Source organism: Thalassoglobus polymorphus, assembly GCF_007744255.1.
GTDB lineage: Bacteria > Planctomycetota > Planctomycetia > Planctomycetales > Planctomycetaceae > Thalassoglobus > Thalassoglobus polymorphus.
Genome location: NZ_CP036267.1, coordinates 3,180,590 through 3,199,849 on the forward strand (window position 1 = coordinate 3,180,590; position 19,260 = coordinate 3,199,849).

At 50.2% G+C, this 19,260-nt stretch carries 14 protein-coding genes; 7 read left to right on the top strand and 7 right to left on the bottom strand.

What is annotated here, in order from left to right; all coding sequences use genetic code 11:
* Nucleotides 1-312: 312 nt before the first annotated feature.
* The 3 genes from Mal48_RS11485 to Mal48_RS11495 all read right to left on the bottom strand — a co-directional run bounded on the left by Mal48_RS11485 (nt 313) and on the right by Mal48_RS11495 (nt 5,622).
* Nucleotides 313-834: a thermonuclease family protein gene (locus Mal48_RS11485; protein ID WP_145199230.1), complete on the bottom strand. Its 522-nt coding sequence runs from the start codon at nt 832-834 to the stop codon at nt 313-315.
* A 57-nt stretch (nt 835-891) separates the two neighbouring features.
* Complete coding sequence (locus Mal48_RS11490; protein WP_145199234.1) at nt 892-3,432, bottom strand: ABC transporter substrate-binding protein; 2,541 nt, start codon at nt 3,430-3,432, stop codon at nt 892-894.
* A gap of 357 nt (nt 3,433-3,789) precedes the next feature.
* Nucleotides 3,790-5,622, bottom strand: a complete 1,833-nt coding sequence (locus Mal48_RS11495; protein ID WP_145199237.1) for a UbiD family decarboxylase — start codon at nt 5,620-5,622, stop codon at nt 3,790-3,792.
* Nucleotides 5,623-5,925: 303 nt separating this feature from the next.
* Between Mal48_RS11495 and Mal48_RS11500 the strand changes: the two genes are divergently transcribed.
* The 3 genes from Mal48_RS11500 to Mal48_RS11510 all read left to right on the top strand — a co-directional run bounded on the left by Mal48_RS11500 (nt 5,926) and on the right by Mal48_RS11510 (nt 8,615).
* The gene (locus tag Mal48_RS11500; protein WP_145199240.1) at nt 5,926-6,366 is read left to right on the top strand and encodes a hypothetical protein; all 441 of its coding nucleotides are present in this window, start codon (nt 5,926-5,928) and stop codon (nt 6,364-6,366) included.
* An 18-nt stretch (nt 6,367-6,384) separates the two neighbouring features.
* The gene (locus tag Mal48_RS11505) at nt 6,385-7,521 is read left to right on the top strand and encodes a VWA domain-containing protein (protein WP_145199243.1); all 1,137 of its coding nucleotides are present in this window, start codon (nt 6,385-6,387) and stop codon (nt 7,519-7,521) included.
* Between the two features lie 104 nt (nt 7,522-7,625).
* The gene (locus Mal48_RS11510) at nt 7,626-8,615 is read left to right on the top strand and encodes an ABC transporter ATP-binding protein (protein ID WP_145199246.1); all 990 of its coding nucleotides are present in this window, start codon (nt 7,626-7,628) and stop codon (nt 8,613-8,615) included.
* Between the two features lie 11 nt (nt 8,616-8,626).
* Here the strand turns inward: Mal48_RS11510 and Mal48_RS11515 are convergent, their stop codons facing one another.
* The 3 genes from Mal48_RS11515 to Mal48_RS11525 all read right to left on the bottom strand — a co-directional run bounded on the left by Mal48_RS11515 (nt 8,627) and on the right by Mal48_RS11525 (nt 14,680).
* Nucleotides 8,627-10,354, bottom strand: a complete 1,728-nt coding sequence (locus tag Mal48_RS11515) for a SulP family inorganic anion transporter (protein ID WP_145199249.1) — start codon at nt 10,352-10,354, stop codon at nt 8,627-8,629.
* Between the two features lie 368 nt (nt 10,355-10,722).
* Entirely contained in the window at nt 10,723-13,407 is a 2,685-nt protein-coding gene (locus Mal48_RS11520; protein WP_145199252.1) for an FG-GAP-like repeat-containing protein, read from the bottom strand.
* A gap of 127 nt (nt 13,408-13,534) precedes the next feature.
* Nucleotides 13,535-14,680 carry a serine hydrolase domain-containing protein gene (locus Mal48_RS11525; protein WP_197441637.1) on the bottom strand — a complete coding sequence of 382 codons (1,146 nt, stop codon included), beginning with the start codon at nt 14,678-14,680 and terminating at the stop codon, nt 13,535-13,537.
* 219 nt (nt 14,681-14,899) lie between these two features.
* Here Mal48_RS11525 and gcvT point away from each other — a divergent pair, with 219 nt between their 5' ends.
* Nucleotides 14,900-15,991 carry a glycine cleavage system aminomethyltransferase GcvT gene (gene gcvT / locus Mal48_RS11530; protein WP_197441638.1) on the top strand — a complete coding sequence of 364 codons (1,092 nt, stop codon included), beginning with the start codon at nt 14,900-14,902 and terminating at the stop codon, nt 15,989-15,991.
* 42 nt (nt 15,992-16,033) lie between these two features.
* Entirely contained in the window at nt 16,034-16,747 is a 714-nt protein-coding gene (locus Mal48_RS11535) for a pyridoxine 5'-phosphate synthase (protein ID WP_145199261.1), read from the top strand.
* Between the two features lie 186 nt (nt 16,748-16,933).
* Here the strand turns inward: Mal48_RS11535 and Mal48_RS11540 are convergent, their stop codons facing one another.
* The gene (locus Mal48_RS11540) at nt 16,934-17,278 is read right to left on the bottom strand and encodes a 4a-hydroxytetrahydrobiopterin dehydratase (RefSeq protein WP_145199264.1); all 345 of its coding nucleotides are present in this window, start codon (nt 17,276-17,278) and stop codon (nt 16,934-16,936) included.
* Between the two features lie 161 nt (nt 17,279-17,439).
* Between Mal48_RS11540 and Mal48_RS11545 the strand changes: the two genes are divergently transcribed.
* Both Mal48_RS11545 and Mal48_RS11550 read left to right on the top strand, forming a co-directional pair.
* Nucleotides 17,440-18,462, top strand: a complete 1,023-nt coding sequence (locus Mal48_RS11545) for a DHH family phosphoesterase (RefSeq protein ID WP_145199267.1) — start codon at nt 17,440-17,442, stop codon at nt 18,460-18,462.
* 142 nt (nt 18,463-18,604) lie between these two features.
* Entirely contained in the window at nt 18,605-19,171 is a 567-nt protein-coding gene (locus tag Mal48_RS11550; RefSeq protein WP_145199270.1) for a ubiquinol-cytochrome c reductase iron-sulfur subunit, read from the top strand.
* The last annotated feature ends 89 nt before the right edge of the window (nt 19,172-19,260 follow it).

The following is a 19,260-nucleotide window of genomic DNA, read 5'->3' on the forward strand; positions in this document are numbered from 1 at the left end:
ATAAGTACTTATGTATCAAAAAACACCCTCATCGGGAACATGAATCCTGAAACTTTTACATTTTTGCCAACAAGCAAGCAATCCGCATATGCTCAGGGCCTGATGACACAAAACGGTAGAGCAGTTTACTCTACCGTGTGCCGGGTAAGAACGTGTTCCATCAATAAAATTGTTGTTCGCCACGTGGCAGAACCTGAAGACCAATTCGAAAGATGCTGGGAAAGAGATCAGGGACTCGTTCTGCCTCGTGGAATTCAAAGTCTTCTGAGGCAGGACCGTCATTTGCCGGAGAGCTGAAAGTCCGGGCTTGTCCTACCGTTCCAGCGACCAGATGCCGAGACGTTTTTCTTTGGCGATTTTCTCTGCTTCGATGAATCGTTTCTTGAAGTCATCACGATATCGATATCGTGGCTCAGCTGTTGCGAGACCGGCAGCGACGAGTTCTTCGTTCAGAAACCTGTCATCAACAAACACGAATGCCAAGACTCGCTGATACCTATCGTATCGTTCTTTATCGAAAACAAGTTGCACCGTCTTTCCTTCAACCATGTCGACCGTGAATTGAGTCGCCTCATCGCCGAATGGTTGCGGAGGAAGTTTGGGGTGCTTCGTTTCTGGAGTATCGACGCCAATTAATCGAACCCTCCGGTCACCATCGATCAGTAATGTGTCACCATCAATGACCCGTACTACTCGTGCCGCCTGCTGGTCGCTTGCAGGTGGAATCTCGTTCTGCTGAAAGTCTCCGAGTCGGTAGGCAACCCAGCAGATCAATAGCAGAAGTAAGAGAAAGTTGAACGGGCGAGGTTTTCGATATTTCAACCGAGAGGCCATCCTTGAAGATCCTTAAACTCAAATTTCACAAAAGCACAAAGAATTCTGAGTCAGCTTCTACTCAAGGTCCACAATTTCGAATTCTCCCTGCGCGTTTAATTGCGTCCCCCACACCTTATGAGACGCCTGATGTCTCGAAGGACTGAATTGAATAATGGGGCCGATGCCTAAATCTAAATCGCGAATCGAATGCAGCGCATCGATTAACGACTCAGTGTTCAAGTTCGGACCTGCATCGCGAAGTCCTTCGGCGAAACACTCAGCGGCAATATAACCTTCAAGTGAAACAAACCCTGGCTCATATTCCGGGTAATACTTCTTAAGGTCCTGTCGGTAGCGACGAACTCCGGTGGCGTTGGAGAGATAGTGTGGGACCACTTGCGTGACGAGAACCCCATCTCCAAACTGAGGGCCTATTTCATAAAATGCCTCAGCGAGTGCCTGGCTTCCAACAAACGAAACAGCACCAAACACCATTTCCGGGATTTCCGTTTTGATCCTTTTTACGAAGTCCGCTGCAACTTTATATGTCGGCACCATCACAATGGCCTGAATGTGAGCTTGTTCGCTTAAGATCGTAGAAACGGCCTCGTCGATATCCAACTGATTCCGTTCATACCCGACTCGAATCAGGTCATCGCTTTGAATTCCGTGTTCCCGCATCGCTTTGGCGACCCCTTTGAAGCCGTCATCCCCGTAGGCGTCGTTTTGTGCAAACACAGCAATATTTTCTGGTGGGATTCTTAAATTCACAACGAAATGTTTCACCATCGCTGCTGTCTCGTCGACGTAACTGGCACGATAGTTGAAGACATATCGATCCGGTGGATCTTCTCGAAGTAGACTGGCCCCGCTGAATGGAGCGAAGAACAGATACGAATTCTCACTCGCATACTTTGAAGTCACCCTCGCAGTGGGAGCTCCAACGTTTCCGATGACAGCAAAAACATCTCTGTCCTCAAAAAAATCCTGCATGTTCTGCAATGCTTTTTCCGGCTGGTAACGATCATCCAGAACTGTCAAGGAGATTTTGCGACCATGAATTCCCCCCGCATCGTTGATGCGTTCAAAGCAGGACTTCATTCCAACGACCATGTTCCGCCCCAGTTCTTGACTGGGACCGTTGTAAGCAGTGGAGGTACCAAGATGGATTGTGTTTTCAGTGACTCCGCGAAACAGTGGAGGAGTCGCGGTCTCTTCCGAACCGGCTTCTTGCGGTCCTGTGACTGAGTTTGTAGGACGTCCTTCCTGATTCTTCTCAATATCTTGAAGCAGGGTGATTCCCCAAGTCGCGATTGAAATCACCAAGCATGCGGCAGTCACCACCTTAAACCACTTTTTCGGACTCGCTGGAGTGGGGGGGACTTCTATACTTTGCGTTGCCGAAAAGGATTGTGTACTTCCTGAAGGTTGGCCACCATTCAAAACAGCTTCGAGATCAACGCGAAACTCCTGAGCTGACTGATACCGATCAGCGGATTCTTTCGCCATCGCCCTTTGAATGATGTCGTTGCAAGCCGGTGGCAATTCAGGAAGTTCATCAAGAATGTTTGGAGTCGGCCGATGGCAATGCGCAAACATAATCTTCAGATGATTCTGAAGTGAACCAAACGGAGGATGTCCGGTAAGAAGAGCAAAATATGTCGCACCGAGAGAATAAATGTCAGAGGTCGGATTCACTTCGGCAGCCTTGCACTGCTCTGGACTCATAAAATCTGGAGTGCCCAGAACCGTGCCGATTTTTGTAAGTGCGGTCTCGTCCGATTGATTGCCTTTGGCCAAACCGAAGTCCAGCAATTTGGCGGAAGAGTCATCCGTTAGCATGATGTTCATCGGCTTCAGATCTCGATGAATCAAACCCTGCTGATGAGCGGCGGCAAGTCCATTGCAGCAATCAATGATGACCTGTGTTGCCGTTTTCCAATCAAGTCGTCCCTGTTCCGATGAGTTTAGAACCTCACCGAGGTTTTCACCTGAGACTTTTTCCATCACCAGGTAGTAAGAATCGTTCTCTTCCAGAACATCGTAGATGCCGATAATGTTGGGATGATGAACGGCTCCGACAGCCTGAGCTTCCTGAAGAAGTCGATTGAGAGCGGACTCATCTCCGGCATGCTTGCGACTCAAAAGTTTCAGCGCCACTTCGCGGAGAATGACTGTGTCAAACGCACCGAAGACAATCCCCATCCCACCGCGACCGAGTACGGAGCGAATTTCATACTTGCCAACCTGATCCCCGATAGCCAGATCAATTTCGGTACTCTCAATGGCAGATTCAGTGACGTACGTTTGATCGCCAACGGTGTCCGAGATAGCGTCGAAGGCTGCTGAGATTGTCGGTCCATCGAGAGGGAACTTTTTGATGTATTCACTCTTCGAAGGATTTTGTCCCTGTGCTCGCCTCTGAAGCAGATCGACATTGACGAGTTCTGCCAGAACTTCCGGACGATATTCAGCCGGAACATCAACCATGAACGATTCCAGATCGGGCTCGCCTCCGCTCTCGAATTCCTCCACAAACCGCAGGCAGAGTTCACGAGCAGTGATCGTGATATCGACACTGGGATCTCGATTCGAGTGCGGATCGGATTTCGTCACAAATTGTTCCTTGACCAAGTGTTTTTGCCCGATCGCTCATCGATCTCAGAGGGAATTCCGTTGAATCATATCTCTAAAAATCGACAACGCCAACTCCATTTCAAACGAATGAATCAATCTGAGCACATCCGGGTGCAACGGAGCTCTGATCGTCCGGATTGAAGTTGAATTGCCTACGATTCTTGATGAATCTTGCGTTCGGAGTTGGACGGTTTCAGTGAATTCAGTGAATTCAGTGCAATCGGGAGCCATGAACGACCAATCAAACAGGCGAAGGAAAGCATGTTCGCACACCTTCTCGCTCAAGACCTCTCTGGACCCTTTCGTTTTGAGGCGAACTTTAGTGATGAGTTGACACTACAGAACCCCGTGTAGCGGACCGCCTTGAGCAGCGAGTTGATTGACTCGCTCGGTCACATGGGGATCTTCGATCAGCGGAGGAGCGTGATGCGGTTTGATTCGCGCATCGATGACTAAAGCACCGCGACAGCCCCAATGTTTGTCTTCCACAAAAGCGCCGATTCCATTGATGTCACGAGCAGGATTGGATCGCGTGAAAGAGACCCACAGGAAGTTATTCAGATTGCGAGCGGTGAACTCAGCGTCATCGACCAGCAGGATCAACGGGAACGTGTTGAGTGGATGCCCTTCGTCGAAACCTTCAACGAAACGCTGCAGAGTCCCATCATTCTGATCCCGACACTCAGGTGCTTCAATGGCTAAAATACCGGGGAGAACAGGCATCGGTTTTCTGAACCCTGCTGGCAAATCAAGGTTCGACGGAATCTCAATCGGAAGGTCTCTCTGAATCGCTCCAGCGGCAGCGATGACAACCTTTGATCCTGAGTTCATTCCGTCGCCAGTATAATCGAGCGTGTCGATGGTTGTCTTCGTTTGAAAATGGAGGTCGCGTTTCCAGTCGACACGACGGAGAACGTGCGCGAGGTACCGAGAAATGTCCTCGATATCCAGCCCTGGCTCATCGGCCTCGTCGATAATGAAGAGGTATTTCGCAAGCGAGAGTTGCCCTTGCCCCAGAATGGCGTTGGCTTGCGTCAAAATTTCCTGAGGAGCTTTTTCCTCGACAAATGGCATGTACCGTTCGCTGCCAATGGCGAGCAGAAGTGGATGAACTCCCGCTGCATCGACTGCATGGACCGCTTTGACTCCGGGTAAGACAGAAGGTATCGCCGGGCCTGTAATTTCGTGGATGATCTCCCCGAACGATGTATCTTCTTGAGGAGGCCGACCAACGACCGTGAAAGGCCAGATCGCATCATTGCGGTGGTAGACGCGATCGACATTCAGGACCGGAAAATCGTGGGTCAAACTATAATAACCAAGGTGGTCCCCAAACGGGCCTTCTGGCTTCAAGTGATCAGCATCAACGGTCCCTGTGATGCAAAAGTCCGCCTCTGCAATAAGTGGCAGGTGATTTGACTGCTTGACCATTCGGACACGACGACCGCCCAAAGCTCCTGCAAATGTCAATTCGGAGAGCCCTTCCGGAAGTGGCATGACCGCAGAGAGAGGCAACGCAGGAGGGCCCCCAATGTAGATGTTCACCCGCAATGCTTCACCTTTTCGAATCGCAGCTGCATGATGAACACCAATGCCGCGATGAATCTGGTAGTGCAGGCCAACCTCTTCATTCTGCTTGTATTCGTTCCCGCCGAGTTGGACTCGGTACATCCCCAGGTTCGACTTTTGCCATCCGGCGGCATCCGGGTGTTCCGTGTAGACGGCAGGAAGCGTTACGAACGGTCCGCCATCATCTGGCCAGCTAACGAGTTGAGGGAGTTGATCGAGAGTGGTTTCATTCTGGTTGATTGGTCCGCGAGAAACATATTTCGGCTGCATTGCCCATGCTGTCGGGAATGCACGTGCATACCGCAGCGGATGCTTCATCGCCTCGGACGGATCGATTTTCAACTCGACGAGACGTTTGACCATTTCCAACGTGTCGCGAAAGAGGAATCGCGTTCGATCCATCGTTCCGTAAAGGTTGCTGACCATCGGGAACCGGCAACCTTTGACGTTCTCAAAGAAGAGTGCCGGCCCATTGGCCTGAAATACACGACGTTGAATTTCTGCAGCTTCGAGATGCGGATCAATTTCGGTTGAAATCCGCACCAGATGACCGTGCGATTCAAGGTCTTCAACACATTGTTTGAGATTTCGGTAACCCATCAGTTCCGTGAGCGTTTGAGATCAATATGGACTTTGCATTCTCTGAGATTGTAGCGAGTTTGCGGAAACGTTCAGTGTCCTCTCGCCAGATTCCCCCACGTTGCATAGAATAGTTTTGCCCCCTTTCATTTTTTCTCAATTTAGAGCAGATCCACTGTTGGTCTTATCGTCCTGCCTTGTGGCGAGCAGTCTATGAAGTCATGCAGAATGAGCTTCACAGGCACAACATGTCACGAGTACGACAAGCACGAGAAGATTCCTTAGGTCAACAGACATTCAAAAGGCATGCAGATGCGTGGACCGATGGTTCGAATTAAATACGACGTTCGGCGTTTATGGCGTTGTCCGAAATGTCACTACGAACGGCGAGCGCATGCCAGTCAGACAGCAATTCGCTGCCACTGCGAAAAAGTCGGGCCGTTCATGCAGCTGGTCGAAGAACAACGCAAGGTGCGTGACGAACCGGAAGAATTGCCCGCCTACTTTGAATACGAAGAAGCCGAAGCGACTGCGTCAGATACAACTTCAGAGAAGTCGCCAAACGCCAAGTCAGAGACGACAGCCGTCGATCCCGTTGCCGAGACTTCTGTCGATCCTGCCACAGAGACTTCATCACCACCAGCAGAAGCAGCAGCAGAACAAAAATCTGAACCCGTAACTGAAAATTCCCCCGACGCCAAACCTGAAACATCAAAAAAGGCCCCCAGCAAAGCCAAGTCCCCTACACAAGACTCTCAATCCTAGCCCCGGATCAAGTCCCTAATGCCTTCATTCGAATACTCAAAATTCGATCCCTCCCAAGGATTCAGCCCACAATCGGCAGATGATCTGTTTGATCAATTCTCCGAATTCATGATGGACTATGGAGACGAGGTTCTTGATTCACTTGAACAATGGGAAGAGGACAACCCAGATGTCGTCGACATGTTGGTGAAGCAAGGGTACGTCGAGAAAGATCGCGAAGGAAAGTTTCGTGTCACTCCCAAAGGCTTGAAGCGAGTTGAAAACAAGGCCTTGGAATCATTGTTCAATATTCAGAACAAAGACAAGATGGGCCGGCACGAAACGGAATTTCGTGGGGCTGGGCAAGTGAAGATGGACGAGTCGAAGAAGTATGAATTCGGCGACCCGGTCGGTAATTTGAACATGCATGAAACGCTGAAGAATGCGATTCATCGTCAGGGTGGAGGTTCTCCTGTTCATATCTCGGAAGACGATCTGGAAATCTATGAAACGGAATACCAGACGTCCTGCGCGACCGTTGTGCTGATCGACATGTCTGGCAGCATGATGAGGTATGGGAAGTACGCATCTGCCAAGAAAGTCGCGATGGCTTTGCAAGCCTTGGTGCGATCAAGATATCAGTCTGACTTCTTACAGATTGTCGGTTTTTACACCTACGCGACTGCCATGACCGAGCGAGACCTGCTCAACTCCGCTCCCAAACAGGTCAGCATTTTCGATCCACAAGTCAGCCTGCGGGTCTCCCTCGACAATCCACCTGCATTCGTCCCGGAACACTTCACAAACATACAAGCGGGCTTACAGTTCGCTCGTCGAATTCTGAAGAAGCAGCCCGCTCAGAACCAACAAATCATTTGCATCACCGACGGAGAGCCGACGGCTCACATCGAAGGTCGTGAGATCGTCTTGCTTTACCCACCCGCCGAAAGAACTGCCCGGGCGACCTTGAGCGAAGTGAAAAAATGTAAGAATGCGGGGATACAAATCTCCAGCTTTGCATTGATCGAAGACTATTTCTATTACGGCCTCGTCAATTTCGTTGAGCAAATGGCTCAGGTTTCTGGTGGAATCAGCGCAACCTGTAACGCTCAAGACATGGGCAACATGGTCGTTAACAGTTTCGTCAAAGGTCGAAAGAAGCGTTCACGGGTTTGATTTTCATGAATGACAAGTTTCTTGCGAGACTCATGCGCTGCGAAATGACATCGCAGCCTCTATGATCTGCACATCACGTTTACATCAGCCCATGAAATGAAAATATGCCGACCATTGAAGCGAAGCATCTCACGAAAACGTATCGAGTCTACCAAAAAAACGACGGAATTCTGGCGTCGATTGGCGGCCTGTTTCAACGGAAGTATCGGACAGTCGAAGCTGTGCGTGATGTCAGCTTCGCGATTGAAGAAGGCGAGATGGTCGCGTTTCTGGGGCCGAATGGAGCAGGAAAAACGACGACGCTCAAATTGCTCTCCGGTCTGATCTTTCCAACTTCTGGAGATGCCCAAGTCCTGGATTTTATTCCATGGGAGCGAGCGAATTCGTTTCGACGACGATTCTCACTGGTCATGGGACAAAAGAACCAATTGTGGTGGGACTTGCCGGCACAAGAATCGTTTCAGCTTCACCGGGAAATCTACCGGATCGAAAACACTGAGTTTGATCGACGTCTTGACGAATTAACAGCGTTGCTCGAAGTGAAAAAACTGGTGAGCCAGCCAGTACGAGAACTTTCATTGGGAGAGCGGATGCGGATGGAGTTGATTGCTGCACTCCTCCACAGTCCAGAGGTCCTGTTACTTGATGAGCCGACCATCGGTCTGGATGTGATATCTCAGCGAAAGGTTCAAGAGTTCCTGAAATACTATCAGGCAGAACGAAAGATTACCGTGATCTTAACGAGCCATTACATGAAAGATGTAGAAGCTCTCTGTAAACGGGCCGTGATCATTAACGACGGCGAAATCAAACATGATGGCCCGCTTTCAGAGATTGTTGATCGCTTCAGTCAACACAAAATCATTCAGCTGCAATTTGCCGCCGGCCAATCCTCCGGGGATCTTTCGCGATTTGGGACCGTCCTGGAGCAAATCGGACCACGTACTCGAATCGAAGTGGAACGTCAGAAAGTCCCTGAAGTCTTAACATCCGTACTGAATGAATTTCAGATCGAAGACGTTGGCGTGCAAGATCGCCCGTTGGAAGAAGTCATCGCTGAAATGTTCACAGCGACCGACTCCCCCAACAAATAAAGCTGTTTGCTCTATGCTAATCGATCTGTGGCGACGTGGTATTGAGGATCTTCGGAAACGTTGATCTCGACGAGATCGCCCGCTTGGTCGAGGAGTTTTCGACATTCCGGGCTGAGGTGCGTCAGGTGGAGCCGTTTGCCGCACCCCTGATACTTGACTGCCAGCCAGTTAATCGCTTCCAACCCGGACTGATCGTAGACCCGGGTGAAGTAAAAATCGATGACAACATCATCAGTGTCGTTGTTCACATCAAACATATCTTTGAATGACGAGACAGACGCAAAAAATAGCGGGCCGTGCAACTGATAAATTTTACAGCCGAATTCGTTGTATTTGACATCCGCTGCAATGTGTGTTGCATGTTGCCAGGCAAAGACAAGAGCGGAAACGATAACTCCAAGAATGACAGCCGATGCCAGATCGTGCATCAGAACCGTGTATCCCGCAACCAGGAGCATCACGAAGACATCACTACGAGGCATGCGCTGGAACATCTTCAAGGAGGCCCACTCGAACGTTCCAATGACAACCATGAACATCACTCCCACGAGTGCAGCCATCGGAATTTGTTCGATGAGAGGAGCTAAAAAGAGGACAAACAGCAACAGGCAAACAGCGGCTGTGACTCCCGAAAGCCGCCCTCGCCCGCCAGAGTTGACGTTGATCAATGACTGGCCAATCATCGCACAGCCACCCATTCCGCCAAACATCCCACAAACAATATTCGCTGCCCCTTGCCCGATACACTCACGGTTCCCTTTGCCACGAGTTTCGGTAATTTCGTCAATTAACGTCAAAGTCATCAGTGATTCAATCAGGCCGACACCACACAAAATAATGGCGAACGGAAAGATGATTTTCAGCGTTTCCCAAGTCATCGGAACGAGGTCATATTGCAGGAAGAAGAGATTCGGCAATCCCCCACTGATGCCTCCGGCATCGGCAGTCGATTTTGAATCGGTCTTCTCGGTGATTTTGGTCGCTGCAACTTGCGAGGCGGCGACCACCTCTTTGGACTCTACTGGTACTTCCGCGTCACTTTTATGATGAGAGTCATTCAGTCCAAGCTCAGCTGCTTTGGTATTCGTGCGGAGCATATCTCCGACAGTCGCCAAGGCATTTTCTCCTCCAGGAGTCGTCACCGATGAGTTGATAGCAAGTGAGAGCAGAGTGACCGTCAGAATCGCAGCCAATGATGCCGGGACAGCTTGCGTCGCCTTCGGCAGCAGCCAAATAATCCCCATCGTGATCAACACGAGAAGCAGCATCAGCATTAAAGGTGCCCCTGACAGATATACGAGGTTTCCCTCAGGTGAAAGTGTTTTGAAGCTCCCGAGTTGCGCGAGCCCAATCACAATCGCCAGACCATTGACGAACCCCAGCATCACAGGGTGCGGAACCATGCGGATCAATTTTCCGAGTCGAGCCAAGCCGATCAGAATCTGGAATATGCCGCATAGAATGACAGTCGGGAACAGATATTCCACGCCATGCAACGCGACCAAAGAGACAATGACAACCGCCATTGCTCCGGTCGCTCCGGAGATCATTCCGGGACGTCCGCCGAACAGTGCCGTAACCAACCCAATAAAGAACGCCGAGTACAAGCCGATTAATGGTGAAACACCAGCGACGAAAGCGAATGCAATCGCTTCTGGAACGAGAGCCAATGCAACAGTGAGTCCAGAGAGGACGTCGTCTTTAACGGAGCCTGATTGTATTCGGAAGAAATTCAGCATGGTCTTTCCAGAACGCGAGCCTCATCGATTCGAGGTTTTTCGCGAGAAGAGATGTTGTCTCAGAGCAACCAAACGCAGGTGACTCATGAAATGTGCGATAGATGGCCTTCTATGTCAGGTTCTCGAAGACAAGTCAAGCACAACGAAGAAAGAAGTTCATCATCGCGATAAATTGAACCACAATACCTAGGAATTCAATTCATGCACGGCGTCTGAGACACTGAACTTCCTTATAATCGAGAAGATGAAATTGATCCTTCCCAAAACTCCAATTTCAGCAACATAAAACTTGACAATGACCACAAAATGATCTCACGCACATGCCTGATAGTCGTTTTGCGGAGTGACCTCACAGACCCATTGTGAAGTCAGGGGACTATGAAGAGACCCTTCTCTTCAACAATTTTGTAGCTCGATCCCGGCTTGAGATCGTGATAGGCCTCGACAACTCCACTGGGCCATTCAATGAGAACCGAATCGACAACTGAATCGACACTTGGATTGCTCCCCAACCCGTATGTCAAACTATTCTCGTTGGTTGCAGCGTAACCATTTCCTGCGATTCGCTGCTGAGTCCATGAATCGCTTCCGGACTTCAGAGTCACTTTTGTTCCGATCGCATCACGTTCGCCAGTTGTTGCGGTGAGATGAAAAGTGATCGAGTTGCCGGTCGGTCGACTGGTGTTCTGTAGTAAAGCAACAGCTCGATCAAGATGAGTCACCACGAGATCGGTTTTACCGTCGCGGTTCCAATCCAGCGTGGCCACCGCTCTCCCCAGAACAGGACTTTGAAAGTAGGAAGTTGGTGATGGTGACCGCTGAGAGATGAAGACTCCCTGACCATCGTTTTGATACAGCTGCGGGAGCATCGCATCCGGCTCCCCGGTCACGGAGGTTCGATCAACATGCCCGTTCGCCACAAACAGGTCCAAGTCGCCATCGAGATCGACGTCAAGAAATTGCGTCCCGAACCCAAGCGTGGAAAGGCTCGATGGTCTTAATCCACCGGCGGAATGAGTGACATCTTCAAATCCATCCGTCTCATGTTGTGAATAAAGCGTGTTCGATTCGCCGTAGAAATTTGTAGTGAATAGATCAATGCGACCATCACCATCAGCGTCACCAGCTGCAATCCCCATCGTTGCCTGATTCAGTCCGTCTCGGTCGGTCGCCAGCCCCGTCGGAACGGCGCTTTCTATAAACCTTGGTAGCGAAGACTCCGGCGAATAGACAACGTCGAAGTAATGATTTTCCTCCCCATCGTTCCCAACGAAAACGTTCAATTTCCCGTCCCCAGAAAGATCAGCAATGACGAGCCCCATTCCTTTGCCGGGTGTTGTCCAAGCTTCGAGAGATTGCTTCAATTCTCGAAACTCGCCATTTCCCATATTCAGATATATCTCATCGAGAGTCCCCTGGAATTTTGTCGGTGGACAGGCTCTCGGTTTTCCTTGAAAGAGACAAGGATTATTTCGGACAGTCTCCAGATCCAGATAGTTCACAACGTACAGATCGGGATGGCCATCTTGGTTGAAATCCGCAAACGCAGCACTAAGGGACCAATTTTCTTTCGACACACTTTTGGATTGAGAGACTTTGAGAAACGTCCCATCCCCCTGATTCTCATACAGCGTATTGCCCCCGAGATTGCACACATAAAGATCAGGAAACCCATCGCTGTTAAAGTCGCCAGAGGTGACTCCCTGAGAGAAATCCGGCTCTTCAATATTCGCGAAACGAGTCACGTTTTCCGAAGCCGCCCCTTCTATATTTCTAAACAGCTGGTCACTGGCGGTCTTCGTCGTTGACTCCTCTCGCCAGTTTCCTCCCTGCGCGAAATACAAATCTGGCCAACCATCAAGATCGTAATCAACGACAGTTACTCCACCACCAGTGGTTTCGAAGAGATGCCCAAGCGGATATTCAGGGACCGATCCGTTGTCGTAGTGAAAATCAATTTCCATTTCCGCAGCAATGTCGCGGAAGAGTTCACCCTCCTCAACCAAGAGAGAATACGGTTGAGAATCGTTGAGTTGGAAACTGGTCCAGTCAGGGAGTTCAACATTTGACACCGCCGGAAGAAACTTCCTGTTCAAAATCCGAGACCGATAACTCCGCTCATCTACAGAGGAGTCTTTGAGCGTTTGACTGGCCCAGCGTGCCTGACATCCAAGTTGACGTGCAGACCGAGACACCGCGTTCGCCAGTTCGACATCACCTAGTTCAAGTAAGATAAGTCGTGTCCGCTTCATCACTTCAAAATCGACTGAGAAGGCGAGTCCGATAGCGAGCCGACTCAGCGTTTGCACTCGATTCAAATCTTCAGTGTCGAATTGAAAAACTTCAGAGTTTGCCTTGATCACATTTTCAAGATGCAGAGCAGATTGTGCATGGTATGGATTTCGTTCGAGAGCACTGACATAGCACTTCGCTGCCAACTCGTAACTTCCATTTTCTTCTGCTGCCAAGCCCCTCGCGAACCAAATCGCGTCGCTCGTTTCTGAATTATCAGGAAGAGCGACGTTCCAGGTCGCAAACTCGGGAGAGTGGCTCTTCGCCAGAAGTTGTCCATACCACCCCTGAGCCTGAAGATGGTTCGGATCGTCGAAGGTCACTTTACGCAAAAGGTCCAGTGCGAATCGGTCTTCGCCTTTCGCCATCAAACCCTGTGCATCAATAAGAAGTTGCGCACTGCCTTGAGCACTTCCTTGAATATTTCCAGTGGTCAGTTGCGGAAATTGAACACCGCAAGCGATGAGCAATAATTCAAGCTGAGAAGCGCCGAGGCGGATTGCCTCTCTGGCAGAGTTCTTCGCTTCAAGGAAATGAGACTGTTCATGAAGCTCTCTCGCCCGCTGACTCGCCACCTCAACCGCTGGATCAGTCTCTGCAATGTTTGTGGGATCTGATTGAGCGAGATTTTGCACCACTTTCGAACGATGAATCTCGCCTGAACGAGTCATCAGCCCCACAACGACTCCCACAACCAGAAGGCTCACTAAAGCAACGAGCCATCTGGTTCTGCTTTTCAGGGAATGAAAGGAAATCGCCATGATGTGATCGTATGCACTCGGTCTCAGCAGGACAATTCCAGTAATCACGGTGCCTGCGACACCTCAACCCCTTCCATTGAGAATGAGCAGAGGCACTTCGCGCCGCGACTGAATTGGAGATCGACACTCACACAAACGCAGCGGATATCATGTTTGAGAGAGGAACAAGCGGTGAGACCGATCGATCATACGGTTGTGAGCTGAGTAGAACGAGAGCGGTTTCCGTCTCTGGATCGAGCCAGAAGAGTGTTCCGGTCGCTCCCCAATGCCCATACACTTTAGAGCCAAGGAAGTCGCCGAATGAACCGCGATGGTCGGGCCAGTTCATTCGCCACCCGTACCCCCAACCGCGTGTTCTTCTCACCGGCTCAGGAATGTCGGGAAAATCGTGGAGGCGGTTCGAGGTTGCGTTCTCGATAGTACACGGATTAAAGAGTTGCTCTCCCGATTGAGTCTGACCAAGCGTCAGCATGCAGCGACAAAACTGACTCACATCTTGGGATGTAGAGAGAACTCCCCCCCAGGGAGCGCCAAAGGTTCTCCAGTAACGGCTATTCCAGTTCCAGCCCTCTTCATGAACCTGATCGTGAGGGACGCGTGGCTCAGCGATGTTTTCGTCGTTGAGATCTTCTCCTCGAAGCCCGAGTGCAGTCCGTGTCATCCCCAATACGTCGAAAAGCTCTTGCTGAATAAAGCTTGCGTATGGCATCCCGGTGATGTTTTCAATGACAGGCCCGAGCAAAGCGAAGCCCATACTCTGGTATTGTGCATTCTGCCCGCAGGGGAACACCATTTCAGTCGAAGATGTTTCGCTCACAAATTTTGAGAGTGGAGAATTGGCAGCCCGCAGTTCGCGGTTATTCGGCAGCATATCGGGAAGACCCGATGTGTGAGTCAAGATGTGCTTGAGAGTGATTTGCCGCTTATTAGCACCTTTGAACTCCGGGACGATGTCCGAAACTCGCTGATTCAAAGCAAGTTGTCCCCGCTCAGCCAACAAAAGGAGAGCCATTGCGACCATCGGCTTGGTTAAAGAGGCAATGAGAAAGCGAGATTGGTCATCGATCGGCTCTGTGCCGGAAATCGTTTTTCGCCCGAAAACGTGAGAACCTGTCGTCAATCCTCTCCGCTGAACTTGAATCGCTAATGCAGGAATCTTATCGCTCTGCGTGAGTTGTTCCGCTGCCTCGAGAACGTTTGCCCATTTCTTCGGATCGAGTCCTACGCTGACAGCATCAGTCTTTTCGAGAAATCTGCTTGTTTCGACATTCATTTTTGGCAATTCTGATTTGGTCACTTGTGTTCGGAGACTGGTTCGCCATGATTGAGTGATCGACTCATTGAACAAATTCGAAGTCCTCATGTCGACCTCTCAAACTCAGAAAATTTCTGACGAGACAGAGATATTCCGAGCAGAAGTCTCCGAGGCAGTTCGACATGCAAAATTTCATTAGGCAAAATTTCATTCTAGCGTTGAAGGATTCTTATCGACATGTTGCAGACCGCACTCCACGACTGGCACACGGCAGCCGGCGCCCGCATGGTCGACTTCGCTGGCTGGCACATGCCGATTCAATATTCCTCAATTGTTGAAGAGCATCACGCAGTTCGCAAACAGGCTGGGCTGTTCGATATTGCCCACATGGGGAGAATCTGGTTTTCGGGTCCCGATCAGATTTCTTTTCTTGATCATTTGCTGACAAATCAAGTCGCGAACATGAAGCTCGGGCAAGTTCGTTATTCTCTTCTCTGTCGCGAAGATGGAGGAATTCTAGATGATGTTCTGGTGTATCGGTTCGAGGATCGCACGTTACTCGTTGTCAACGGTGCAAATCGATTAAAGGTTGTTGATTGGATCAATCAACACAAGGATGGCTATGACGTAGAAGTGGACGACGCCACTTGCTCGACGTTTATGCTCGCGATCCAAGGACCACAAGCGGAAGCAATTTTGGCTCCAATGGTCGCAACGAAGTTAAGCGAGATCAAATATTACTACGCCGTGCAAACTGAGGTTCTCGGTCATTCAGCCTTAGTCAGTCGGACTGGTTACACAGGTGAAGATGGTTTCGAGATCATTGTCGACAACGAACATGGCCTCGAACTCTGGACGTCACTGATTGAAGCGAAAGATGACGGGACGGGAGAGAGCCAAGTCACCGCCTGCGGTCTCGGCTGTCGCGATACGCTGCGTCTGGAAGCGGGGATGCCGTTGTACGGACATGAGATGGATGAATCGATGGATCCCCTAACTGCGGGATTGCGGTTTGCCGTGAAACTCAAAAAAGACGACTTCATCGGACGAGATGCCGTCGCTGCAATCGACTCGAAAGGAAACTTGCCGCAACGTGTTGGCGTGGAACTTGACGGTCGCAGAATTGCACGTGAAGGGGCACTGCTGATGCTGGGGGACCAGCAAATCGGACACATCTCTTCAGGAACATTTTCGCCGACATTCGAAAAGTCCATCGCGATGGGCTATGTCGATCCTGCATCCGCCACTGTTGGAACGGAAGTCGAAGTCGACATTCGAGGAAAACGTGTCTCTGCTAAAATTGTCGCTATTCCTTTCTATAAACGGTAACTCTTGTCGAAGTGAATTCGACCTTCTCAAAGGAATCTCATCATGCCGAAGTTGGGTGTGAATATCGATCATGTCGCCACCATTCGTCAGGCTCGGCAAACGATTGAACCTGACCCTGTTTGGGCAGCTGCATTATGTGAACTGGCTGGAGCAGATGGCATTACGCTGCATCTTCGGGAAGATCGTCGACACATTCAGGACCGCGACTTACGGGTCATGAAAGAAACCGTACAAGTAAAACTGAATCTGGAAATGGGGGCTGAGCCAGAGATGACTCAGATCGCCTTAGACGTTCTTCCTGATCAGTGCACTTTGGTTCCTGAAAAACGAGATGAACTGACAACAGAAGGTGGGCTCGATGTCGTCACCCATTACGATCGCGTTAAAACCTGCGTTGATCAACTGCTGGGTGCAGGAATTGAAGTCAGCCTATTCATTGATCCTGATGTCGAACAGATTCGAGCCTCCAGAAAGCTCGGGGTCCAAGGGGTTGAGATCCATACCGGTCAATATGCCGAAGCGACCAGCGAGAAGGCTCAAGCTGCCGAGTTAAGCACGCTGATCGACGCGAGTGAAGTGGCCTTGAATGAAGATTTGCTGCTTCACATGGGACACGGATTGACCTACAGAAATGTGATTCCGATCGCACAGATCCAAGGTGTCAGCGAACTGAACATTGGGCACAGCATCGTTGCCCGTGCCGTAATGGTAGGCTTCGAAAAGGCCGTCCGCGAGATGAAAGATTTAATTTCGTAACCGGAGTTCGACTTCGTTTCTACAAAGACCTGAAAATGCGATCGCTCTCCTTCGAGGGGAGAGCGATCGCAGCAGTGTTGTGAGTACGAATAAAACTTGTGCAGGCTACCGCAGACATCTTGCCCCTCTCAACTCAGCCTCAACAATCCAAAGTCTCTCGAACGGCATTACTCCGAAGGAGTCGTGTTACTCGATCCACTTTTTCGGAAAACCACTGAGTGGAGACTCTTCTGATGGCAACCATGTCACTGCTTCGTGGATTTTTTTTGCCAGTGCCGCATCGCTTTCTGTGATGGCTCTCACGCGATGAGTCTGGATTTTAAAGATCACCTGAGCATAGCCAATTTCCAGATCCGGATGGTGGTTCGCTGCCTCGGCGACATAACCAATCATGTTGGTCAGCATCATCGTATGTGCCCATCCGGGCGTCTTGTATTTCCGTCTCAGCCAACCATCTTTGGCCTCCCAGCCGGGCAATTCCTTTAGTGTTTCTGTAATTTCGTTTTCAGTTAAAATGACGTCGTCTGCCATAAGTTCACTCCTATTGATTGGCGATGTCTTCGAATTCTCATTACATTTCGATACGGAGGGATGAGAACTCCGGTTCGAGAGCATTCGCATCCGCTGACTCTCGACATCTTCAACTTCACTCATTTCCTCGAAAAACACAACCGAAAACCAAAGGAACATCCATGCATATTGACTGGCAACCGCTTCAGGAAATCATCTCGGCTCATCAGCGGTTTGTCATTACCAGTCATGTTCGACCGGATGCAGATGCGATCGGATCAGAGATAGGACTGGCCAGTCTGCTCGAAGCACTCGGCAAAGAAGTCCGCATCATCAATCCTTCAGCGACCCCGGACCATCTTCGTTTTCTTGACCCAGATTCGAAGGTTGCAAAATTCGGTCCGGGTGTTTCCTTGGAATCAGCATGTGATACCGATGTCCATATCGTCGTTGATACCTCAGCCTGGATTCAGGTGGGAGATGTTCGAAAGGTTCTTGAGAAAACGTCAGCAAAAAAAGTGATCATCGATCACCACTTGGCTTCGGACGATCTAGGGGCAATCGAATTCAAAGACACGACGGCCGCTGCGGCTGGAGTGTTAGTGACAGAGTTTGCTGAGTTCCTCGACCACCCTCCATCTGGCCATCAGGCCGATGCACTCTTTGCAGCCATTGCGACCGACACCGGCTGGTATCGTTTCCCAAATGCCGATGCTCGTACCTATCGAACGGCAGCGAGACTGATCGACTACGGTGTTCAACCAACAGGTTTATTTCGAGAGCTCTATGAGCGGTCGTCTCTAGCTCGGCTGAAACTTCATTCGATCATTTTGGATCGTGTGCAGGTCGAATTTGATGGTCGATTGGCTTTCACGTTTGCTATGCGGAAAGATTTTTCCGATACTGGCTCGAAGCCAGCGGATACTGAAGACATCGTGAATACTTGCCTCACCATTGAGGGAGTCGAAGCCGCTTTTATTCTCGTCCAGCAACTTGATGGTCGAATTAAAGGGAGTCTCAGAAGTCGCTCAGAAGAAATCAGCGTGGCTGCCATTGCCGAAAACTTCGGAGGTGGTGGTCACAAACTGGCTGCGGGAGCACTCCTTCCGGGGCCAATGGAAGAAGCGAAAGCGTCGTTGCTCAGCCAATTCCAAAAGATATTCCCACCCCAAGAAAGTCCTTCAGAGTCACCCACCACCAGTTAAGCCTTTTTCATCAACGAGATTTCAGTGGTACCGACTACGTTTCGACCAAGCCGATTTGTCGACAAGCGTAGCTCATCATCACTTGTCATTACGGATTCTTCCTGGACACCGAATTCAAGATCAATTTGAAAAGATTGTCATCATGACTGACCCTTCTGATCACGGATCAACAGCCCATCAAGACGATATGCGGCGTGGATTTCTGTTTAAATTCTCAGCCGCTCTCGTTGGCGGCCTGAGTGCGATCATCCCTGTCGCCTTCGGCGGAGGTTTCTTCCTCACTCCGCTACTGAAAAAGAAAAAAGGGGGCGAGGATGGCGACAGTTTTCTAATGGTCGGTTCGACTGACTCACTCACTCCGGGTGGTCCGCCACGCGCGTTCAGAGTCTCCGGTACCAAAACAGATGCCTGGACAACCTACGCCGAAGCAGCCATCGGATCGGTCTATGTCAGCATGAACGAAGCGGGCAATCTGTCTGCATTCAATGCCACATGTCCGCATCTCGGATGCACTGTGAATTACAAAGCAGATGCCAACTCCTACATTTGCCCCTGTCACGATAGCGCCTTCAAGCCAGATGGAGAACGGACGAACGACATCCCTCCTCGTCCAATGGATAGCCTCGAAGTTGAAATCCGCAACAACACTGAAGTGTGGGTCAAATTTCAAAACTTCCGTGCTGGGACTTCAGAAAAAATCCCGGTATAAAAATCCGTTCTCTCGAAGTCTCTCCGTCTAGAGATGGCTTTACCTCCCCAGATCGTGAATTCATTTAACTTTGATTAAGAAAGCCTGAC